The sequence below is a fragment of the Paracoccus hibiscisoli genome, assembly GCF_005048265.1.
Lineage (GTDB): Bacteria > Pseudomonadota > Alphaproteobacteria > Rhodobacterales > Rhodobacteraceae > Paracoccus > Paracoccus hibiscisoli.
The window spans coordinates 1-20,339 of sequence record NZ_SUNH01000021.1 but is presented as its reverse complement, the minus strand read 5'-3'; the positions used below and the strand labels follow the sequence as shown (position 1 = coordinate 20,339).

General features: G+C 69.4%; 17 protein-coding genes. 14 read left to right on the top strand and 3 right to left on the bottom strand.

The window, feature by feature from the left end:
- The first annotated feature begins 154 nt into the window (after positions 1–154).
- Together FA740_RS14510 and FA740_RS14505 are read left to right on the top strand one after the other, a co-directional pair.
- Positions 155–1,261 (top strand): efflux RND transporter periplasmic adaptor subunit, encoded by a 1,107-nt coding sequence (locus tag FA740_RS14510; protein WP_136857491.1) that lies wholly within the window; start codon positions 155–157, stop codon positions 1,259–1,261.
- Positions 1,258–4,335: an efflux RND transporter permease subunit gene (locus tag FA740_RS14505; RefSeq protein ID WP_136857490.1), complete on the top strand. Its 3,078-nt coding sequence runs from the start codon at positions 1,258–1,260 to the stop codon at positions 4,333–4,335. Before FA740_RS14510 ends, FA740_RS14505 begins: the two co-directional genes overlap by 4 nt.
- Here the strand turns inward: FA740_RS14505 and FA740_RS14500 are convergent.
- Positions 4,320–4,967, bottom strand: coding sequence for a GntR family transcriptional regulator (locus FA740_RS14500; protein ID WP_136857489.1), 648 nt, complete (start codon positions 4,965–4,967; stop codon positions 4,320–4,322). The genes FA740_RS14505 and FA740_RS14500 overlap by 16 nt on opposite strands.
- A gap of 91 nt (positions 4,968–5,058) precedes the next feature.
- Between FA740_RS14500 and FA740_RS14495 the strand changes: the two genes are divergently transcribed.
- From FA740_RS14495 to FA740_RS14465, 7 genes are all read left to right on the top strand, one after another.
- Complete coding sequence (locus FA740_RS14495) at positions 5,059–6,636, top strand: gamma-glutamyltransferase family protein (RefSeq protein ID WP_246053656.1); 1,578 nt, start codon at positions 5,059–5,061, stop codon at positions 6,634–6,636.
- A gap of 11 nt (positions 6,637–6,647) precedes the next feature.
- Positions 6,648–7,628: a bile acid:sodium symporter family protein gene (locus FA740_RS14490; RefSeq protein WP_136857488.1), complete on the top strand. Its 981-nt coding sequence runs from the start codon at positions 6,648–6,650 to the stop codon at positions 7,626–7,628.
- Positions 7,629–7,710: 82 nt separating this feature from the next.
- Complete coding sequence (locus FA740_RS14485) at positions 7,711–8,235, top strand: 2Fe-2S iron-sulfur cluster-binding protein (RefSeq protein WP_211243714.1); 525 nt, start codon at positions 7,711–7,713, stop codon at positions 8,233–8,235.
- Positions 8,232–9,194 carry an FAD binding domain-containing protein gene (locus tag FA740_RS14480; protein ID WP_136857486.1) on the top strand — a complete coding sequence of 321 codons (963 nt, stop codon included), beginning with the start codon at positions 8,232–8,234 and terminating at the stop codon, positions 9,192–9,194. The genes FA740_RS14485 and FA740_RS14480 overlap by 4 nt, the downstream gene beginning before the upstream one ends.
- The gene (locus FA740_RS14475; RefSeq protein WP_136857485.1) at positions 9,191–11,407 is read left to right on the top strand and encodes a xanthine dehydrogenase family protein molybdopterin-binding subunit; all 2,217 of its coding nucleotides are present in this window, start codon (positions 9,191–9,193) and stop codon (positions 11,405–11,407) included. The genes FA740_RS14480 and FA740_RS14475 overlap by 4 nt, the downstream gene beginning before the upstream one ends.
- A 53-nt stretch (positions 11,408–11,460) precedes the next feature.
- On the top strand, positions 11,461–13,731 hold the full coding sequence (locus FA740_RS14470; RefSeq protein WP_136857484.1) for an FdhF/YdeP family oxidoreductase: 2,271 nt from the start codon (positions 11,461–11,463) through the stop codon (positions 13,729–13,731).
- A 106-nt stretch (positions 13,732–13,837) separates the two neighbouring features.
- Positions 13,838–15,085: a Zn-dependent hydrolase gene (locus tag FA740_RS14465; RefSeq protein ID WP_136857483.1), complete on the top strand. Its 1,248-nt coding sequence runs from the start codon at positions 13,838–13,840 to the stop codon at positions 15,083–15,085.
- Here FA740_RS14465 and FA740_RS14460 read toward each other — a convergent pair.
- Together FA740_RS14460 and FA740_RS14455 are read right to left on the bottom strand one after the other, a co-directional pair.
- A complete protein-coding gene (locus tag FA740_RS14460) occupies positions 15,082–15,654 on the bottom strand; it encodes a retropepsin-like aspartic protease family protein (RefSeq protein WP_136857482.1) in 573 nt (190 codons plus the stop codon). The two genes, FA740_RS14465 and FA740_RS14460, sit on opposite strands and share 4 nt — an antisense overlap.
- A complete protein-coding gene (locus FA740_RS14455; RefSeq protein WP_136857481.1) occupies positions 15,651–16,271 on the bottom strand; it encodes a MarC family protein in 621 nt (206 codons plus the stop codon). The genes FA740_RS14460 and FA740_RS14455 overlap by 4 nt, the downstream gene beginning before the upstream one ends.
- A 150-nt stretch (positions 16,272–16,421) precedes the next feature.
- Here FA740_RS14455 and FA740_RS20125 point away from each other — a divergent pair, with 150 nt between their 5' ends.
- The 5 genes from FA740_RS20125 to FA740_RS14430 are packed head-to-tail and all read left to right on the top strand — an operon-like array spanning position 16,422 to position 20,205.
- On the top strand, positions 16,422–16,730 hold the full coding sequence (locus FA740_RS20125) for a twin-arginine translocase TatA/TatE family subunit (RefSeq protein ID WP_246053655.1): 309 nt from the start codon (positions 16,422–16,424) through the stop codon (positions 16,728–16,730).
- 21 nt (positions 16,731–16,751) lie between these two features.
- Positions 16,752–17,207 (top strand): Sec-independent protein translocase protein TatB, encoded by a 456-nt coding sequence (tatB, locus tag FA740_RS14445; protein WP_136857480.1) that lies wholly within the window; start codon positions 16,752–16,754, stop codon positions 17,205–17,207.
- A gap of 1 nt (position 17,208) precedes the next feature.
- Positions 17,209–18,081 carry a twin-arginine translocase subunit TatC gene (tatC, locus tag FA740_RS14440; RefSeq protein ID WP_136857479.1) on the top strand — a complete coding sequence of 291 codons (873 nt, stop codon included), beginning with the start codon at positions 17,209–17,211 and terminating at the stop codon, positions 18,079–18,081.
- Positions 18,078–18,923 (top strand): ATP-binding protein, encoded by an 846-nt coding sequence (locus tag FA740_RS14435; RefSeq protein ID WP_136857478.1) that lies wholly within the window; start codon positions 18,078–18,080, stop codon positions 18,921–18,923. Before tatC ends, FA740_RS14435 begins: the two co-directional genes overlap by 4 nt.
- Before the next feature lie 4 nt (positions 18,924–18,927).
- Complete coding sequence (locus FA740_RS14430) at positions 18,928–20,205, top strand: helix-turn-helix transcriptional regulator (RefSeq protein ID WP_136857477.1); 1,278 nt, start codon at positions 18,928–18,930, stop codon at positions 20,203–20,205.
- Positions 20,206–20,339: the final 134 nt, after the last annotated feature.

Sequence of the window (20,339 nt, the reverse complement as noted above, 5' to 3'; positions counted from 1 at the left end):
CCGATGGGCGGCAGGCATGCCGGTTTCCCTTGGACACACGGGATTATCAGTTGCATGACGTGAAACAAGCGGCAATCTGCCCCCAGCCACGCCCGGTCCCAAGGCTCGTCCCCTTCGGGAGGTCGCCGGACCCTGCAGCGGAGAAGAACTGACCATGCGCTTCGTCAAGGCGACCATCGGTGCGATCGTGATCGTCGCAGCAGGCGTGCTGGGTCTGAACCTGGCGGACCGCCTGCTGGCCGCGCCCGACCCGCAGGTCGCGCGGGGCGGCGGGGGCGGCCAGCCCGTCGCGGTCGATACCGTCGCGGTCAGCCGCGCGCGGTTCACCGACAGCGTGCGCGCCGTGGGCACCGCCCGCGCCCGCAGCGCCGTCGACCTGATGCCAGAGGCCAGCGGCCGCATCACCCGCATCGCCTTTCGCCCGGGCGCCGACGTTGAACAGGGAGACATCCTGCTGGAGCTGGACGACCGCGCCGAACAGGCCGACCTGGCCGCGGCCGAGGCGACCCTGGCCGAGGCCGACGCGGCCTTTGCCCGTCAGGAACAGCTGAACCGCAGCGGCAGCGCCTCGGACGCGGCGTTCCAGACGGCGCGCGCGGCCCAGCTGCGTGCCCGTGCCGAACGCGACCGCGCCCAGGTCGCGCTGGACGACCGCCAGCTGCGCGCGCCGTTTTCCGGTATCGTCGGCCTGACCGATCTGGTCGAGGGGCAGATGCTGGACAGCGGCACCCCCATCGCCACGCTGGATGACCTTGAGGTGATCGAGGTCGATTTCGCCGTTCCCGAAACGCTGCTGCCGCGCCTGGCGGTGGGGCAAGGGGTCCAGCTGCGATCATCGGCCTGGCCGGACCGGGTGTTTCAGGCGCAGATCACGCTGGTCGACACGCGAGTCGATGCGGCCACACGCTCTATCGCGCTGCGCGCGCAGATGCCCAACCCGGACCGCGCGCTGGCCGGGGGGATGTTCCTGCAGGTCGAGCTGGTCCTGGACGAGCGTGACCGCCCCGCCGTCCCCGAAACCGCGCTGAGCGTCGAGGGTAACGTCCAGCGCGTCCTGGTCGTGCGGGACGACCGCGCCGAATGGGCCGAGATCCGCGTGGGCCAGGAGGCCGACGGCCTGGTCGAGGTTCTGCAGGGGGTCGAGCTGGGCACCCAGATCATCGTGTCGAACCTGCACCGCGTCCAGCCGGGCACGGCCGTCGCGGCCACCCCGCGCCCCGACCGCACCGCCACCGCCGCACCCGTTGGGGCAGACGGATGAGCGTCCCCGATTTCGCCCTGCGCCGCCCCGTCTTCGCGACCGTCATCAACCTGCTGATCGTGCTGATCGGGGCGGTGGCCATCACCCGCCTGCCGGTCCGCGAGCTGCCCTCGGTCGAGGCGGCCGAGGTCAGCGTGCGCGTCGATTACACCGGCGCCGCCCCCGACGTGGTCGACAACCAGCTGGCCACCGTGATCGAGGGCGCGCTGGCGGGCGTCAGCGGCGTCACGGCCATGCGCACCACCTCGGACCGGGGGCGGATGCGGACGGTGCTGACCTTTGACACGGGCCGCGACATCGACGCCGCCGCCAACGACGTGCGCGCGGCGGTCGACCGGGTGCTGAACAACCTGCCTGACGGCGCGGGCACCCCCCGCGTCGAAAAGAACGACGACGAGGGCGACCCGGTGGTGCGCCTGTCACTGTCCAGCCCCAACATGACCCCGCTGGAGCTGTCCGATTACGCCAGCCGCTTCATCACTGACCGGTTGGCGCGGCTGCCCGGCGTGGCAAATGCGCAGATCTTTGGTGAACGCGCGCCGTCCATGCGCATCTGGCTGGATCAGGCGCGCATGGCCGCCTATGGCATCACCACCAGCGACATCATCGGCGCGCTGCAGGCCAACAATGTCGAACTGCCCGCAGGCCAGATCGAGACCGGCGCCCGCCAGCTGCAGGTGCTGGCGCAGACGCGGTTCACCACCGCCGACGTCTTCGCCCAGGTGGTCCTGCGCGACGAGGGCGGGCGTCCGCTGCGCCTTGGCGACGTGGCCCGCATCGAGGAGGGGGCCGAACAGACCACCACCATCTATCGCGCCAACGGCAACATCGCCCTGGGTCTGGGCGTGCAGCCGCAGGCGCAGTCGAACACCGTCGCCATATCGTCCGCCGTCAAGGCAGAGCTGGACCGCATCGCCCCCACCCTGCCCGATGGGATGAGCCTGCGCGTCACCACCGACGAGGCCGTGTTCATCGAAAGTTCGATCGCGCAGGTCATCCGGGTCTTTGTCGAGGCGGTGGGGCTGGTTACCGCCGTCATCTTCCTGTTCCTGGGCTCGGCCCGGCTGTCGCTGGTGCCGATCGTCACCATCCCGGTCTCGGCCCTGGGGGCGGCCCTGGGCATGCTGGCCCTGGGCTTCACCATCAACATCCTGACGCTGTTCGCGCTGATCCTGGCCATCGGTCTGGTGGTGGACGACGCCATCGTCGTGCTGGAGAACATTCAGCGCCACCGCGCCATGGGCAAGTCCCGGGCCGAGGCCGCACGCCAGGGCGCGGGGCAGGTCAGCTTTGCAGTGATCGCGACGACGGCGGTGCTGATCTCGGTCTTTGTGCCGGTCAGCTTCATGGACGGGGAATTGGGCCAGCTGTTCGCGGAATTCGGCATCGTGCTGGCCATTGCGGTCGCCGTGTCGGGGGTGGTCGCGCTGACCCTGTCGCCGGTGCTGGCAGCCCGCGTGATGCCGCGCGAGGATCGTCCCAACCTGCTGACGCGCAGCATGAACCGCGTGATCGGATGGGCCGAACGCGGCTATGACCGGATCCTTGCGCGCATGATCGCGCGTCCCGTGGTGATCCTGGCGGGAACGGCGTTCCTGGTGGCGGGGGCGGTGTCGGTCTATCAGGCGCTGCCGCGCCAGTTGACCCCGGACGAGGATCGGGGCGGGTTCCGCATCATCCTGAACGCGCCACAGGGCTCGAACCTGGAATACACCGACGCGGCCACCCGCCGGGTCGAGGCGATGATCGCGCCCCTGCGCGACCAGGGCGTGGTCGAGAACGTCACCGCCATCGTGGGCCTGGGCGGCAATGCGCGCCGCTCGTTGCTGTTCGTGAACCTGGCGCCCTGGGACGATCGCGACGTGTCGGTCGATGACGTGATGGCCGAACTGCGCCCGCAGCTGACCGCGATGACCGATGTGTCGACCTCGATCCGGCCGTCGGGGGGCTTGGGTCTGGGCGGCGGCAGCGGCAGCATCAGCTGGTCCATCGGCGGCCCCGACCTGGAGCGCGCGGCCCTGTGGGCCGAGGAGGTCGCCGACCGGCTGTCGGACGCGCCCGGCCTGTCGGGCGTCGATGTCGATTTCGCCGCCAACCAGCCTGGCGCCTCGCTGGAGATCGACCGCACCCGCGCCCAGGACCTGGGCCTGGACAGCGAGACCGTGGCCCAGACCCTGCAGGTGCTGTTCGCGTCCCGCAACGTGGGCGAATACACCAGCGGCGGGCGGCAATATCCAGTGATCCTGCAGGCCGCCCCCGAGGATCGCGACAGCGTGCAGGACATGCTGTCCGTGCTGATCCGCAACACGCGGGGCGACCTGATCCCGTTGTCGGCCTTTGCCGATGTCACGACGGGGGCCACGGTCCCCTCCATCGCGCGCAACGACCGCCTGATCTCGGTCAATTCCGAGGCCGATCTGGTCGAGGGCACCGATCTGGCCCGCGCCATGGCCCTGGTCGAGGCTGCGGCCCGCGACCTGCCCGCAGGCGCCCTGCTGGTCTGGCGCGGTCAGGCCGCCGATTACCAGGAGAACCAGGGCGGCGTGGCCACCGTCTTTGCCATGGCGCTGGTCATCGTGTTCCTGGTGCTGGCCGCCCAGTTCGAGAGTTTCCGCACCCCGCTGACGATCATGCTGACCGTGCCTCTGGGGCTGGCCGGGGCGGTGGCGACGCTGCTGTTGACGGGGGCGTCGGTCAACATCTTTTCCCAGGTGGGGATGATCCTGCTGATCGGGATCATGGCCAAGAACGGCATCCTGATCGTGGAATTCGCCAACCAGCTGCGCGAGGAGGGCCGCGATCTGGTCACCGCCGCGCGCGAAGGCGCGGTGACCCGCCTGCGCCCGGTGATGATGACCACCATCGCCACGATCCTGGGCGCCGTGCCGCTGGCCACCGCGACCGGGGCGGGCGCCGAAAGCCGCCGGGCCATCGGCGCGGTCATCGTGGGCGGGCTGTCGCTGGCCTTCGTGCTGACGCTGTTCCTGACGCCGGTGATCTATGTGCTGGTCGAACGGATCGGGCGGCGCGATCCGGCACCCGCGACCAAACCCGCGCCTCAGCCCGCCGAATAGGGTCGCGCGGCCAGCATCTCCAGGATCACCCCCAGGGATGCGCCCATATGCGCCCGCATCCGGTCTGCCGCACCGTCCGCATCGCGCGCGGTGATCGCGGCCAGGATCGCCCGGTGTTCCGCCCGCGACGTGGCGATGCGCGCCGCGCGTTTCTGAAACTGCGCATTGCGCCAGGGCAGGCTGCGCCGGTCCAGATCGGCCAGCAGATCGGCCAGGACCTCATTGCCCGCCCCCTGCCGCAGCGCGCCGTGAAAGCGGATGTTGGCCTGCGCGTAATCCGCGCCGGGCAGGTCGTCGCGGTCCAGGATGCCCGCCAGCAGCGCGTGATCGGTGGGCGTCATGCGCAGCGCCGACAGGCTGGCGCACAGCGCCTCCAGCTCGGCCAGGGCCTCGAACAGGTGGCGCAGGGCGTCGGTGGTCATGTCGCGCACGACAAAGGCGCGGCGCGGTCCGCGTTCCACCAGACCCTCGCCCGCCAGCCTTTGCAACGCCTCGCGCACCGGGGTGCGCGACAGCCCGAACTGCGCGGCCAGCGCGGTTTCGGCCAGCGGATCGCCGGGCCGCAGCGTGCCCGCCACGATCTGCGCCGACAATGCGGCATGAACCTGATCGGCCGAGCGGGTTGCGGACATGGGCCATTCCGTCAATTGTATTTCTGTTGCCATGACATGTATACATATGCGACCGCCTTGACCATGTGATTCCGCAGCCGGAGACCAGCCCATGAGCGCATTCGATTTCCTGTCGGGCCGTCGCCCGGCGACCTATGCGGGCCGCGCGATGGTGGCGACCTCTCACCCGCTGGCCAGCGCCGCGGGCCTGTCGGTCCTGGCCCAGGGCGGCAATGCCGTCGACGCGGCCATCGCCGCCAGCGCGGTGCAGGCGGTGGTCGACCCGCTGATGACGGGCATCGGCGGCGATTGCTTTGCGCTGTATGCCCCGGTGAATGGACCGGTACGGGCGCTGAACGGGTCGGGGCGTGCGCCCGCCGCCGCAACGGTTGAGGCCCTGCAGGCCGCCGGGCTGACCGATGCGATCCCGCAGAGCAGCCCGCATGCGGTGACCGTGCCGGGCGCGATTTCGGCCTGGTGCCGGCTGCATGCCGATCTGGGCTCTCTGCCGCTGACACGGCTGTTCCGCGATGCGGTGGGTTATGCCCGCGACGGCTATCCGGTCACCCCGCGCGTCGCGCAGGACTGGGCCGAATCGGCGGCGACGGTGGCGGCGGACCCCCATGCCGCGGCCCTGTTCCTGCCCGCGCCGCAAGCGGGCGCGCGCCATGCGCAACCCCTGCTGGCCGACCGGCTGGAGGAGATCGCGGCCCACGGCCCGGCGGCCTTTTATCAGGGCGATACCGCCGCGCGCATGGTCGCGCATCTGCGGTCCCTGGGCGGGCTGCATACGGAACAGGATTTTGCCGGGGCGACGGACGGCGCCGAATGGGTCGCGCCGATCTGCGCGCGCTATCGCGGGTTCGACATCCACGAATGCCCGCCGAACGGGCAGGGGCTTGCCGCGCTGCTGATCCTTCGGATCATCGAGGGCTTCGACATGGCCGCGCTGTCCACCGCAGACCGCCATCATGTCCAGGCCGAGGCGACCAAGCTGGCCTATCACCACCGCGACGCCCTGCTGGGCGATGCGGACCATTGCGCGGGCCTGACGGAGACGCTGCTGTCGGACGCGGCCATCACCGCCCTGCGCGCCCGCATCGACATGACCCGCGCCCAGGCCCCCGCCCTGTGGGACGAGCCCGAGCACAAGGACACCATCTATCTGTGCGTGGTGGACGCGCAGGGGAACGCGGTGTCCTTCATCAATTCGATCTTTCACGGCTTCGGCTCGGGGCGGCTGGACCCGGCGACCGGCGTGCTGTTCCAAAGCCGGGGCGCGTCCTTCCGCCTGATCCCCGGCCATCCGAACGCCATCGGTCCGCGCAAACGTCCGATGCACACGATCATTCCCGGCATGGTCACGCAGGGCGGGCGCAACGTCATGCCCTTTGGCGTGATGGGCGGGCAGTATCAGGCCACCGGCCACGCGGCCTTTCTGTCGGCGGTGATCGACCGGGGCCTGTCCCTGCAGGCCGCGATTGACGAGCCGCGCAGCTTTGCGACCGACGGCGTGCTGCAGGTCGAACCGACCCTGCCGCAGGACATCTGCGACGATCTGGCCGCGCGCGGCCATGTCATCAAACGCCTGACCGGCCCGATGGGCGGCGCGCAGGCGATCCGTATTTCAACGGGTCTGCTGGAAGGCGGGTCCGACAGCCGCAAGGACGGCATGGCCATCGGCCTGTGAAAGGATAAGCCATGGGATTTCTGCGACGCATCGGGATCGACACCTATATGCTGATGCTGCTGGGCACGGTGCTGCTGGGGCTGATGCTGCCCGCGCGGGGCATCGCGGCGGACGGGCTGGGGCAGGTGACCTACGGCGCGGTGGCGCTGCTGTTCTTTCTGTACGGCGCGAAACTGGACCCGGCCTCGGTCCGGGCGGGACTGCTGAACTGGCGGCTGCAGGGGCTGACATTCGCGTCGACCTATCTGCTGATCCCGGCCGTGGGGCTGTTGTTCGCCGCCGTGTTCGGCGGGCTGCTGGGGCCGCAGGTGACACTGGGGCTGGTGTTTCTGGCGGTGCTGCCGTCGACCATCCAAAGCTCGATCGCCTTCGTGTCGATGGCGGGGGGCAACGTGCCTGCGGCCATCTGCGCGGCGTCGCTGTCCAACCTGATCGGGGTCGTGCTGACGCCGGTGCTGGTCGCGCTGCTGATGCAGGCGGGTGACGGGGGCATCAGCCTGGACGCGGTGGTGCGCATCGGCACGCAGATCCTGCTGCCCTTCGTGCTGGGCCAGCTGCTGCGCCCCTGGGTCGGCAATTTCGTCCGGACGCGCAAGACGCTGACCCTGGTCGTGGACCGGGGCGCGATCCTGTTGATCGTCTATTCGGCCTTCAGCGCGGGCACCGTGTCGGGCCTGTGGGCGTCGATCCCGCCGGTGGCGCTGATCGCGCTGATCGCGGTGATGCTGGTCATGCTGGCGGTGGTGTTCGGGCTGATGGCCGGGATGGGCCGCCTGTTCCGCCTGCCGCCCGAGGATCGCTCGGTCCTGTTCTTCTGCGGCTCGACGAAAAGCCTGGCCTCGGGGTTGCCGATCGCGGCGGCGCTGTTCCCGCCCGAGACGGTGGGGGCCACGGTCCTGCCGGTGCTGGTTTATCATATGGCGCAGCTGCTGATCTGCGCGATGATCGCGCAGGCCCATGCCCGCAGGAACGCGACCGCCCTGGTCGCGTAACGGGACTGACAAAGGGCAAGGGAACCGCCGTGCCCGCGCTACGTTGCCTTGGACCCAAGCACGCGGTCCAAGGAGCCCTCGAATGGCACAACGCCCCGCCGCCAGGTTGACCGTCAACGGCCAATCCCATGAAATCAGCGGCGATCCGCGCCGCAGCCTGCTGGACGTGCTGCGTCTGGACCTGGGCCTGACCGGCACCAAGAAGGGCTGCGACCACGGCCAATGCGGGGCCTGCACGGTCATCGTCAATGGCCGCCGCATCAACTCCTGCCTGACGCTGGCCGTCATGCATGACGGTGACGAGGTCACCACCATCGAGGGGCTGGGCCAGCCCGACGCCCTGTCCGCGCTGCAGGCGGCCTTTGTCGCGCATGACGGGTTCCAGTGCGGCTATTGCACCCCCGGCCAGATCTGTTCCGCCACCGCCATGATCGAGGAGATCCGCGCAGGCTGGCCCAGTGCCGCCACCGCCGATCCCGCCGACAAGCCCGCCATCGCCGATGCCGAGATCCGCGAACGGATGAGCGGCAACCTGTGCCGCTGCGGCGCCTATGACAACATCCTGGCCGCGATCCGCGATGCGATGGATGCGGAGGCCGCGCAATGAAGGCGTTCGATTACACCCGCGCCGATGACCTGTCGCAGGCCGTTGGCAGCCCCGCCATGCTGATCGCGGGCGGCACGAACCTGCTTGACCTGATGAAGCTGGAGGTCGCGACCCCCGACGCGTTGCTGGACATCAACCGCATCGGCCTGCGCGACATTGCGCGCGAAGGAGCGGGGCTGCGCATCGGCGCGCTGGTTAGCAATTCCGACTGCGCCGCGCATCCGCGCATCCGGGCCGACTGGCCCCTGCTGTCGCGCGCCATTCTGGCCGGGGCCAGCCCGCAGCTGCGCAACAAGGCAACGATGGGCGGCAACCTGTGCCAGCGCACGCGCTGCGGCTATTTCATGGACGGCCATTCGCCCTGCAACAAGCGCGAGCCGGGAACCGGCTGCGCGGCGCAGGGGGGCGTGAACCGCAACCATGCGATCCTGGGTGCGTCGGATGCCTGCATCGCCACCTATCCCGGCGACATGGCCGTGGCCCTGTCCGCCCTGCGCGCCACGGTCGAGACCGAAGGCCCTGATGGCGTGCGAGAGATCGCGATGCGCGATTTCCACCGTTTACCCAAGGACGACCCGTCCCGCGACAACGTGCTGAAGCCCGGAGAGGTCATCACCGCCATCCGCCTGCCCGCGCCCTTCGGCGGACGCCAGCTGTATCGCAAGGTGCGCGACCGGGCGTCCTATGCCTTTGCGCTGGTGTCGGTCGCGGCGGCCATCCGCATGGATGCGGGTCGCATCGACGCGGCGCAGCTGGCCTTTGGCAGCATCGCGCACAAGCCCTGGACCGATGAGCGGGTTGAGAAAATGCTGGTCGGGGAACGGCCCTCGGCCGCGCTGTTCGACAAGGCGGCGGATCTGCTGCTGGAAGACGCACAGGGCCAGGGCGACAATGATTTTAAGATTCTGCTGACCCGCCGCACCCTTGCGGCCGCGCTGGCCGAAGCCACGGGGGAATGACCATGAGCGACACCTATGACACCCCCGACACCCGCGACATGCTGGATCGCACCCGACAGGGCGTGATCGGCAAGGGGCTGGACCGGCCCGAAGGTCCGCTGAAGGTCGCGGGCACCGCCACCTATGCCGCCGAATACGCGCGTCCCGGCTGTGCCGAGGGCGTGCTGGTGGGCGCCGCGATCAGCAAGGGCCGCGTCACCGCGATCCATCGCGATGCGGTGATGGCGATGCCCGGCGTGCTGGGCGTCTATTCGTCCGAACGCATGCTGCGCCGCGCAGCCCAGGGCACCGCCGGAGAGGCGCCGGAACAGGACGTCTCGACGGTTGATTTCCCGATGCAGCCGGTGGCCCTGGTCGTGGCCGAGACCTTCGAGCAGGCCACCGCCGCCGCCAAGGCGCTGCGCATCGATTATGACGACCAGTCGGATGACGCGCGGTTCATGCCTTCGGACGACAATGCCGAACCCGCCGACGACCCGGTCGAGGCGGGCGATCTGGACCGCGCCCTGCGCGAGGCCGCGCATGTCGTCGATGCACAATTCACCACTCCCGGCCATGCCAGCGCCGCGATGGAGCCGCATGCCGCCATCGCCGAATGGGAAGGGCGCGATCTGACCCTGTGGGGCAGCCTGCAGATGCTGTCCTTCAACGTGGCCGAACTGGCGGACAGCCTGGGTATCGACCCCAAGCACGTGCGCATCCTGTCTCCCTATGTCGGCGGGGGCTTCGGCTCCAAGCTGGGGATATCGCATGAGGCGGTCGCCGCCGCGCTGGCCGCGCAGGATCTGGGCCGCCCGGTGCGCGTCGTCATGAGCCGCCAGCAGGTGTTCCAGTCGATCATGCGTCGCTCCGAGACCGAACAGCGCATCCGTCTGGGTTGTGGCCCCGATGGCCGCCTGACGGCCTTTGCCCATGAGGCGCTGGTGTCGAACCTGCCCGGAGAGGATTTCTCCGAGCCGGTGACGCAGGCGTCCGAGTTCCTCTATGCCGGAGAGAACCGCCTGCTGGCGGTGCGCAAATCCGACATCACCCGCCTGACCGCCGGTTCCGTCCGCGCGCCCGGCGAGGCCGTGGGTATGCAGGCCCTTGAGGTCGCGATGGACGAGCTGGCAGAGGCCGCGGGCATCGACCCTGTGGAACTCCGCAAGCGGAACCTGCCCGATGCGGTCCCCGGAGAGGGCACGCCCTATTCGTCGCGCCGTCTGGTCCAGGCGCTGGATGCCGGCGCCGCGGCCTTTGGCTGGGACCAGCGCAGCGCCACCCCTTGCGCGCGCCGCGAGGGGGAGTGGTGGATCGGCCACGGCGTCGCCTCCGCCGCCCGCGTGAACATCCTGGCCAAGGCCGAGGCCCGCGTGACCCTGACCGCCGACGGCCATGTGGTCGTGGAAACCGACCACACCGATATAGGCACCGGCAGCTATGCCGTGCTGGGCCAGATTGCGGCCGAGATGCTGGGCCAGCCGATCGACCGCACTACCGTGCAGCTGGGCGACAGCCGTCTGCCCTCCGGCGCCGGGTCGGGCGGGAGCTGGGGCGCGTCATCGACCGGGTCGGCGGCGTTCCGCGCCTGCGAGGCGATCCGGGCCACGCTGGCGCAGGCGGTCGGCTGTTCCGCCGATGATCTGCTGCTGCAGGACGGCAAGGCCTGGGCCGAGGGCGTGGACCCGCGCCCCGTGACCGACCTACTGACCGAGGATCTGACCCGCACCGGCCGGATCGAGCCGGGCGATCTGATGGAAAAGGTCAACCAGTCCACCTATGGCGCGTTCTTCTGCGAGGTTGCCGTCAATGCCTTTACCGGAGAGACGCGCATCCGTCGCATGACCGGCGCCTTTGGCTTTGGCCGGGTGCTGAACGCCAAGACGGCACGGTCGCAATGCCTGGGCGGCATGGTCTGGGGCATCGGCAGCGCCCTGACCGAGGCGCTGCAGTTCGACAGCCGCGACGGCCATCTGGTGAACCACGATCTGGCCGAATACCACGTCCCGGTCCATGCCGACATTCCCCCGATGGAGGTGATCCTGCTGGAGGAGCGTGACCCTCACGCCTCGCCCATTCAGGCCAAGGGCGTGGGCGAACTAGGCATCTGCGGCGCGGCGGGGGCGGTGGCCAACGCGATCTACAACGCCTGCGGTGTCCGGCTGCGCGATTTCCCGATGACCCCGGACCGGCTGCTCGCGCATCTGCCGGACCCCTTCGCCCCTGCGGCGTGACCCATCCCGCCGGGGGCGGCACCGCCCCCGGCCCCAGACAGGAGCCTGCCCCCATGTCCGACGACCTGACCACGACCCCCGATCCGATGACCTATGACGGCCCGGTGGGGGGCTGGGGTTCGGCCAAGGGCATGGCCCAGGTCGCCCGCGCCGCCCGCCCCGGTCCCGGCGCGCTGGAGACGCTGCGGCGTCAGAACAAGCCGGGCGGGCTGATGTGCGTGTCCTGCGCCTGGGGCAAGCCGCCCAACCCCCATGTGGTCGAGTTCTGCGAGAACGGGGCCAAGGCCACGCTGTGGGACCTGACTTCGGAACGCTGCGGGCCGGATTTCTTCTTGGACCGCACGGTCACAGAGCTGTCGACCTGGTCGGAATACGATCTGGAGATGGCCGGCCGCCTGACCCATCCGCTGCGCTATGACGCGGCCAGCGACCGCTATCTGGAGACGACCTGGAACGAGGCCTTTGCAGCCATCGGCCAGGAATTGCAGGCGCTGGACCCCAAGGCGGTGACGTTCTACGCATCGGGCAAGGCGGGGCTGGAGGCGTCGTTCCTCTACGCGCTGTATGCGCGGGCCTATGGTCACGTGAACCTGCCCGACAGCTCGAACATGTGCCATGAGACGACCTCGGTCGGGCTCAAGGAGGTCGTAGGCTCTCCGGTCGGCACCTGCGTGCTGGAGGACTTCGAGCATTGCGACATGATCATCAATGTCGGCCAGAACCCCGGCACCAACAGCCCGCGCATGCTGCACCCTCTGCAGGAGGCGGCCGAACGCAGCTGCTGCATCGTGGCGATCAACCCGCTGCGCGAAAAGGGCCTGATCGAATTCGCCAGCCCGCAAAGCGTCTGGCAGATGACCGTCGGTTCGCCGACCGAGATCGCCGACCGCTATCTGCAGGTCCGCACCGGCGGCGACATCGCGGCCTTGACCGGCATCGCGAAACACGTGCTGGCGCTGGAGCGCGCGGAAGGCGGGGTGCTGGACCACGCCTTTCTGGAGGCACATTGCCACGGGGTGCAGGACTGGATGGACTGGGTCGACGCGACGGATTGGGCCGACCTTGAGCGGGTCAGCGGCCTGACCCGCGACGCTATGGAGGGGATCGGCGCGATCTATGCTCGGTCCAAAGCGGTGATCGGCGTCTATGGCATGGGCCTGACGCAGCATGTCCACGGATCGGACGCCATCGGCGCGCTGGTCAACCTGCTGCTGCTGCGCGGCAATATCGGCCGCAAGGGCGCCGGCTGCAGCCCGGTGCGCGGCCATTCGAACGTGCAGGGCCAGCGCACCGTGGGCATCACCGAAAAGCCCGAGCTGGTCCCCAACGACCGCCTGCGCGACCTGTTCGGGATCGAGCCGCCGATGGAGGAGGGGTGGAACACCACCGCCTTTGTCGAGGCGCTGCTGGAAGGGCGGGCGCAGGGTTTCCTGGGTCTGGGCGGCAATCTGGCACGCGCGGTGCCCGACACCGACCGCGTCGCCGCCGCCTGGCGCGCGATGCCGCTGACCGTGCATGTCGCCACGCGGCTGAACCGGACGCATCTGATGCCGGGGCGGTCGTCCTGGATCTTGCCGTGTCTGGTGCGGGCGGAGCAGGACATCCAGTCCGGCACCAACCAGCAGGTGACGGTCGAGGACAGCTTCAGCCACATCCATGGCTCAATCGGCAAGCGGACGCCCGCCAGCCCGCATCTGATGTCCGAGACCGCCATCGTTGCACGGCTGGCGCAGGCGACGCTGGCGCCCAGCCCCAAGATGCCCTGGGACAGCTGGGCGGACGATTATGCCCGCATCCGGGCGCTGATCGAGGCCGTCTATCCCGACGATTTCCGCGATTTCGAGGCGCGGATGAACGAACCCGGCGGCTTTTACCGCGACAACCCCGCGCGCAACCGCGACTGGCAGACCGAGAGCGGGCGGGCGCAGTTCACCTGCCCCGCCGATCTGGACGCGACGGGCCTGGGCGAACGGGCGGGCGTCTATCGCCTGATGACGCTGCGGTCGAACGATCAGTTCAACACCACCGTCTATGGCATGTCCGACCGTCTGCGCGGGATCGAGGGCGACAGGATGCTGGTCATGATGTCCCCCGAGGACATGGCCGCCGAAGGATTGGCCCCCGAACAGCGCATCACCCTGGACGGGGCGGCGGATGACGGCGTTGTGCGCCGGGTCGAGGGGTTGCGCGTCGTGCCCTATGATCTGCCGCGGGGCTGTCTGGCGGGGTATTTCCCCGAACTGAACCCGCTGTCACCGCTGTCGCGGGGGGATCTGGCCTCGGACACGCCTGCTGCCAAGGGCATTCCGGTGCGTCTGGCCTGAACGGGTGACACCCGGCGGCCACACCCGGACCGCCGCCTGTCCCGCAACCCGTTGACCGCGCAGCATTCCCGCCGGATGGTGCGCGCGAAACAGGGGGGACAGGCAGATGACGGGTTACGCGAATGCGCGCCGGATCGAGGCGATGATCGAGGGACTGGACCTGTGCAACGCCACGCCGGGGCAGGGGACCACGCGGCTGACCTACAGCCCCGAATATCGCGCGGCGGCCGATTTCACCATCGCGCAGATGCGCGAGGCGGGCCTGTCGGTGCATGAGGATGCCGTCGGCAACATCTTTGGCCGGATCGAGGGGCGGCAGCCCGATCTGGCCCCCATCCTGGTCGGCTCGCATCTGGATTCGGTGCCTCATGGCGGGCGCTTCGACGGCCCGGCGGGCGTGGTGGCGGCGATCGAGACGGCGTTCCTGTTCCGCGAGCTGGGCCTGCGCCCCGACCGCCCCATCGAGGTCGCAGCCCTGATCGAGGAGGAGGGCACCCGTTTCGGCGGCGGTCTGTTCGGCTCTCGCCTGCTGACCGGGCAGCTGGACCCTGCCACGCTGGCCGATCTGCGCGACGATAACGGCGTGTCGGCGGCGCAGGCGATGGCGGCCTATGGCCTGGACCCCGCGCAAGCGGGGCAGGCGGCGCGCGCCCCCGGATCGGTCCACGCCTTTCTGGAACTGCATATCGAACAGGGCCCCGTCCTCGAGGCCGAGGGCCGCGACATCGCCATCGTCGACCGCATCGTGGGTCTGGCGCAGCTGCGCGTGACGGTGCGGGGGCGCGCGGGCCATGCGGGCACCACGCCGATGGACCAGCGGCGCGACGCGCTGACCGGGGCGGTGGCGATCCTGTCGCAGCTGCCCGATCTGGCGCGTCAGACGGGGCGCGATGCGGTGCTGACCGTGGGCCGGATGGAGGTCCTGCCGGGCGGCGCCAACGTGATCCCCGATCTGGTGACCTTCACCGTCGATCTGCGCGCCCCGGCCGAGGAGGACGTGCTGCGCCTGATCCAGATGGTCGAGGGAACGGTCGCCCATGCGCAGGGCAACGGCCTGACCTGCGCGGTCGAACGTCAGCTTTATGCCGCGCCCACGCCGCTGTCGGGGCAGATCGGCGCGGCCCTGTCGGCGCAGGCCGATGCCTTGGGCGTGTCGCATCGGGTGATGGTCAGCGGCGCGGGCCATGACGCGATGATCATGGCGGAGTTCGCGCCCACCGGCCTGATCTTCGTGCCCAGCAAAGGCGGCGTGTCCCACGCCCCCGAGGAATGGACCGACTATGCCCAGATCGCCCGCGGGACGGACGTGATCTTTGCCACCATCCGCCAGATGTCGGGCGCAACGCCCGGCTAGCGTTCCAGAATCAGCAGGTCGCCTTCAAAGCTGACGCGGGCAAAGCGGCGCAGATAGGACATGCCCAGCAGGCTGTCTTGCAGTTCGCTGTCGATCACCACCGCGCGCACATCGCGGTCGACGGCATCGCCGATGGCGAATTCCGCGATGGTCACCGGCGCGGTGGCCACGCGACCGTTGGCCGTCACCGCCAGCCCGCTGAAGCGCAGGGCGTCCAGCTCCAGCCCGATGGCCTGCGCGTCGCGGCGCGACAGGGCGACGCTGGTCGCACCGGTATCGACGATGAAATCGACCGGCGTGCCGTTCAGCACGGCCTCCAGGTGGAAATGGCCGCCGCGGCCGACCGGGATTTCGATCCGGGCGCCGTTCTCCAGCACCTGCTGGCGCGGGGCATAGGTCTGCTGCCACCAGTCATAGCCGAAGGCCAGCCCCGCGATGATCACCGCCCACAAAAGCAGCGCGCGCAGCGCCCGCCCGCCGCGGCCCGACAGCTCGAACAGCATCGCCCCGCCGATCACCACCAGCAGCAGCACGTAAAAGGCCAGCCGCGCGATCTGGTCCGGGCTCATCCGAACAGGCCCGATCCGCGCAGCCCGTCGATCACGAACTGCACCGACAGCGCCGCCAGCAGCATCCCCAGAAGCCGCGTGACCACCATCGTGCCGGTCCGTCCCAGGGCGCGGGCCAGCGGCGTGGCCAGCGCGAACAGCACCATGCAGATGGCCAGCACGGCCAGCATCATCACATGGACCATCACCACATGGGCCGCGCCCTGATTCTCTCCGACCAGCAGGATCATCGTGGCCAGCGCACCGGGACCGGCCAGAAGCGGCATGGCCAGCGGAAAGACCGACGGGTCGTGGGCAGGGTTCTCTCCCTCGGCCTGGCCCTCGCGGCGTTCGGTGCGGCGCTCGAACAGCATGTCCAGCGCGGTCAGGAACAAAAGCAGGCCCCCCGCGATGCGGAAGGCCGAGATCGAGATGCCGATGCCCGACAGGATCGCGTCGCCCGTCAGCCCGAACAGCGTCAGCAGGATCGCCGCGATCACCAGCGACCGCGCGCCGATGCGGCGGCGCTGCGCGCCCGTCTGATCGGGGGTCAGCGCGATGAAGATGGGGGCAAGGCCGATCGGGTCGATGACCACGAACAGCGTGACGAAAGCGGTGATGTAGGTGGCCATGTCCATGCCCCCTTATCGCCCGCCCGTCGGGCGCTGCCAAGCCGTCCGTGAGGTGGCGGGGTGCTGCCGGGTAGGGGAATGGGGGTTTGCATTCCGGCGGTCAGGGCTTAAATATCTTGTGCGGGTGGGCCGTACCATCCCGCCAGGGAGTTTCTCATGCTGAACAATATCGGCCTTCCCGGCCTTCTTCTGATCGCGGTCGTCGTTCTGGTCCTGTTCGGACGGGGCAAGATCTCGTCGCTGATGGGCGAAGTGGGCAAGGGCATCACCGCCTTCAAGCGGGGCGTCAAGGACAGCTCGGACGACATCGAGACCGCCGCAGACGTCAACCGCGACCATCCCCGCCAGGTCCCCGGAGAGGCGGCGCGCGACGTGACGCCCCACACGGCGCCCGGCCAGCCCGTGTCCAGTCAGCCCGCGCCCGGTTCCACCTTGCCCGGCCCCCAGACCCGCGACCGCACGTAAGCCCGGAAAGGCAGGGTCCCCATGCTGGACATCGGCTGGACCGAACTGCTGCTGATCGGCATCGTGGCATTGATCGTGGTGGGCCCCAAGGACCTGCCGCATCTGTTCCACACGCTAGGCCGGATCACGGCACGCGCCCGCGGCATGGCCCGCGAATTCTCATCCGCGATGGAGGATGCGGCCAAGGATTCCGGTCTGGATGACGCCGCCAAGTCGCTGCGCGACGTGCGCAACATGACATCCAAGAAATCGCTTGGGCTGGATGCGCTGGACCGCGCCACCCAGAAATTCGAGAAATGGGACCCCAAGCGGCCCGAACCCAAGGCGGCCGCACCCGCCGCGACCCCCGATCCTGCGGCACCCGAACCCCAGGCGACCCCGGTCGTGGCCCCGGATGCGGTGGCGTCCGATGCCTCCGCCGACGGCCCGGCCCGGCGCCTGCATGCGGTGCGCCGCAGCGACATGAAAGACGACTGAGTTGGCCAGCACGCCCAAGCCCGACCCCATCGACGACAGCTCTGCCCCGCTGATCGAGCATCTGGCCGAGCTGCGCACGCGCATCATCTGGTCGCTGCTGGCCTTCATCGTGGCGATGGTGCTGTGTTATACGGTCTGGAACCCGATCTACAATTTCCTGACCCAGCCCATCTGTTCCGCATTGGAGGATCGGGGCCAGGAATGCGGCCTGATCCTGCTGAAGCTGCAGGAGGGGTTCTTTGTCGCGGTGCGGATCTCGTTCCTGGGCGGCTTCGTGCTGGCCTTTCCGGTGATCGCCTACCAGATGTGGCGTTTCGTGGCGCCGGGCCTTTATCGCAACGAAAAGGCGGCGTTCCTGCCGTTTCTGGTCGCCTCTCCGGTGATGTTCTTCATCGGGGCGTCCTTTGCCTTCTACGTCATCCTGCCGATGGCCTATGATTTTTTCCTGGGCTTTCAGCAGGGACCGCTGCAACTGCCCGACGACGTGGCCACGGCTCCGGTGGACAACCCGCTGGCGGCGATCGTCTTTCAGGGCTCGGTCGACGAATATCTGAAGCTGACGACCAAGTTCATCCTGGCCTTCGGCATCAGCTTTCAGCTGCCGGTGCTGCTGACGCTGATGGGGCGGGCCGGGCTGGTATCGGCCGCGGGGCTGGGATCGGTGCGGCGCTATGCGGTGCTGGCGATCCTGGTGCTGGCGGCGGTCGCGACCCCGCCCGACGTGATTTCCCAGGTGGTGCTGTTCGTGGTGATCTATGGCCTCTACGAGGTCTCGATCCAGCTGGTCGCCCGCATCGAGCGGCGCCGCGAGGCCGAGCTGCGCGCCCAGGGTCTGTGGGTCGAGGATGACGACGACGAGGAACCGGCCCGATGACCGATGTCGCAGCCCTCGACCGGATTGCCGACGCGCTGGAGCGGCTGGCCCCCCCGCCGCACCCCGCGCCGCGTTTTGACCAGGCGGATGCCTTTGTCTGGCAGCCCGATCCCGACCGTCTGGTGCCGGTGCCGCAGGTCGCTGGCGTGCCGCTGGACCAGCTGATCGGCATCGACCGCTCGCGCCGCACGCTGCTGGAGAACACGCTGCAATTCGCGCGCGGCCATGCGGCCAACAATGCGCTGCTGTGGGGCGCGCGGGGCATGGGCAAGTCGTCGCTGGTTAAGGCCGTGCATGCCGAGGCCGTGGCCCAGGGCCTGCCGCTGACCCTGGTCGAGATCGCCCGCGACGACCTGGCCAGCGTGGGGCGGCTGCTGGCCATGCTGGGCGCGGTTCCCGACCGGCGTTTTCTGCTGTTCTCGGACGATCTGTCCTTCAGCCATGACGACACGCAGTACAAGTCGCTGAAGGCCGTGCTGGATGGCGGCATCAGCGGGCGGCCCGCCAATGTGATCCTGTATGCCACCTCGAACCGGCGCCACCTGATGCCGCGCGACATGATCGACAACGAACGCGCCACCGCCATCCACCCCGGTGAGGCGGTCGAGGAAAAGGTGTCCCTGTCGGACCGGTTCGGGCTGTGGCTGGGCTTTCACCCCTGCGACCAGGACCAGTTCCTGGCGATGATCGACAGCTATTGCGCGGCCCATGGGCTGCGCATCGACCCCGACACGCTGCGCGCGGAGGCCATCGAATGGCAGGCGACGCGGGGTGCGCGGTCGGGCCGGGTGGCCTGGCAGTTCTTTACCGATTTGGCAGGTCGGCACGGCCTGGCAGTCTGAGGCGGTGTCGGGGGGCGCGAATGTCCTGACGGGGACGCGGATCAGAGAACGCCGCCTGGCCCTGTCGCGGCGCCAGGCGGATGTGGCGAGGGCGGTGGGCATATCGCCTGCCTATCTGAACCTGATCGAACATAACCGCCGTCCTGTCAGCCCGGAACTGATCGCCCGCCTGGCCGATGAGCTGGAGGTGCCCGCCGATGAGCTGGCCGAGGGCCGCGAGGAAATCCGCATCGCCGCCCTGCGGGAGGCCGCGGCCCATCCGGTCGCCGCAGGCACCGTGGCCGAGCTGGATCAGATCACTGAATTCCTAGCCCGCTTTCCGGGCTGGGCCGCGCTGCTGATCGCGCATGCGCGGCGCGGCGGCGGGCTGGAACGGCAACTGGTCGACCTGTCCGACCGCATGACCCAGGACCCCTATCTGCTGACCACCCTGCACGAGGTGCTGTCGGCGGTGACCTCGGTCCGCTCCACCGCGGCGATCCTAGTCGAGGACGGAGAGATTTCCCCCGACTGGCGGCGGCGGTTTCATGCGAACCTGCATCAGGACAGCCAGCGGCTGTCGCTGACCGCGCAGGCGCTGGTCGCCTATCTGGACAGCTTCGAGGCCGATGGCAACGCCTCGACCCCGCAGGAGGAGGTCGAGGCCTGGATGGCCGCGCAGGGCGCCGAGGCGCCTGATCCGGGCGATCTGACCTCGGATGCGGCAAGGGCGATGGCCGCCGACCTGCTGCGCCACATGCATGCCGACCGCGCCGCCCTGCCGGACCGTCACCTGACCGAGGCGCTGCCCGCCGCGGGCAACCCGCCCGACCCGGTGCGCCTGTCCGCGCGGCTTGGGCTGCCGCTGGATCTGGTGATGCGGCGGCTGGCCGATCTGCGCCCGACCGGGTTCGAAGGCGCGGGCCTGCTGGTCTGTGACGGATCGGGGGCGCTGACCATGCGCCGCGCGGCGCAGGGATTCGCGTTGCCGCGACCGGGCGACAGCTGTGCGCTGTGGCCGCTCTATCATGCGCTGGCGGTGCCGCAGGTGGCGCTGGCGCGGCTGGTGGTGACGCCGGACGGGCGGCTGTTCCGCACGCTGTCCTATGCGCAGCGCCGTCAGCCTATGGGGCTGGACGGGCCGCTACTGACCGATGCGCTGATGCTGATTTTGCCAGCGGACGGGCCGGTGCCCGCCGATGCGCTGCCCATCGGGCCGGCCTGCCGGATCTGCCCCCGCACGGCCTGTCCCGCGCGGCGAGAGCCGTCGATCCTGGTGCCGCAGGGCGGACCTGCGGGCTAGGGCCGCGGGGCTCTGTTGCACAAATCGGCTGAGGGTCGAGGTTCCCCTTCCCCCGGACAGACTCATCCCACGGCTTCAGTGACGGGTATGCCGAGTGCGGTGAAGCCGTTCAGGACGGCCACACGGATCTGAAA

Bases quoted from the DNA above. Each gene is read 5' to 3' on its own strand.
- FA740_RS14470 (WP_136857484.1), top strand. From the start codon at position 11,461: ATGTCCGACGACCTGACCACGACCCCCGATCCGATGACCTATGACGGC.
- FA740_RS14495 (WP_246053656.1), top strand. From the start codon at position 5,059: ATGAGCGCATTCGATTTCCTGTCGGGCCGTCGCCCGGCGACCTATGCG.
- FA740_RS14500 (WP_136857489.1), bottom strand. From the start codon at position 4,967: ATGTCCGCAACCCGCTCGGCCGATCAGGTTCATGCCGCATTGTCGGCG.
- FA740_RS20125 (WP_246053655.1), top strand. From the start codon at position 16,422: ATGCTGAACAATATCGGCCTTCCCGGCCTTCTTCTGATCGCGGTCGTC.
- FA740_RS14480 (WP_136857486.1), top strand. From the start codon at position 8,232: ATGAAGGCGTTCGATTACACCCGCGCCGATGACCTGTCGCAGGCCGTT.
- FA740_RS14505 (WP_136857490.1), top strand. From the start codon at position 1,258: ATGAGCGTCCCCGATTTCGCCCTGCGCCGCCCCGTCTTCGCGACCGTC.
- FA740_RS14475 (WP_136857485.1), top strand. From the start codon at position 9,191: ATGACCATGAGCGACACCTATGACACCCCCGACACCCGCGACATGCTG.
- tatB (WP_136857480.1), top strand. From the start codon at position 16,752: ATGCTGGACATCGGCTGGACCGAACTGCTGCTGATCGGCATCGTGGCA.
- FA740_RS14485 (WP_211243714.1), top strand. From the start codon at position 7,711: ATGGCACAACGCCCCGCCGCCAGGTTGACCGTCAACGGCCAATCCCAT.
- FA740_RS14510 (WP_136857491.1), top strand. From the start codon at position 155: ATGCGCTTCGTCAAGGCGACCATCGGTGCGATCGTGATCGTCGCAGCA.
- FA740_RS14455 (WP_136857481.1), bottom strand. From the start codon at position 16,271: ATGGACATGGCCACCTACATCACCGCTTTCGTCACGCTGTTCGTGGTC.
- FA740_RS14435 (WP_136857478.1), top strand. From the start codon at position 18,078: ATGACCGATGTCGCAGCCCTCGACCGGATTGCCGACGCGCTGGAGCGG.
- FA740_RS14460 (WP_136857482.1), bottom strand. From the start codon at position 15,654: ATGAGCCCGGACCAGATCGCGCGGCTGGCCTTTTACGTGCTGCTGCTG.
- FA740_RS14490 (WP_136857488.1), top strand. From the start codon at position 6,648: ATGGGATTTCTGCGACGCATCGGGATCGACACCTATATGCTGATGCTG.
- FA740_RS14465 (WP_136857483.1), top strand. From the start codon at position 13,838: ATGACGGGTTACGCGAATGCGCGCCGGATCGAGGCGATGATCGAGGGA.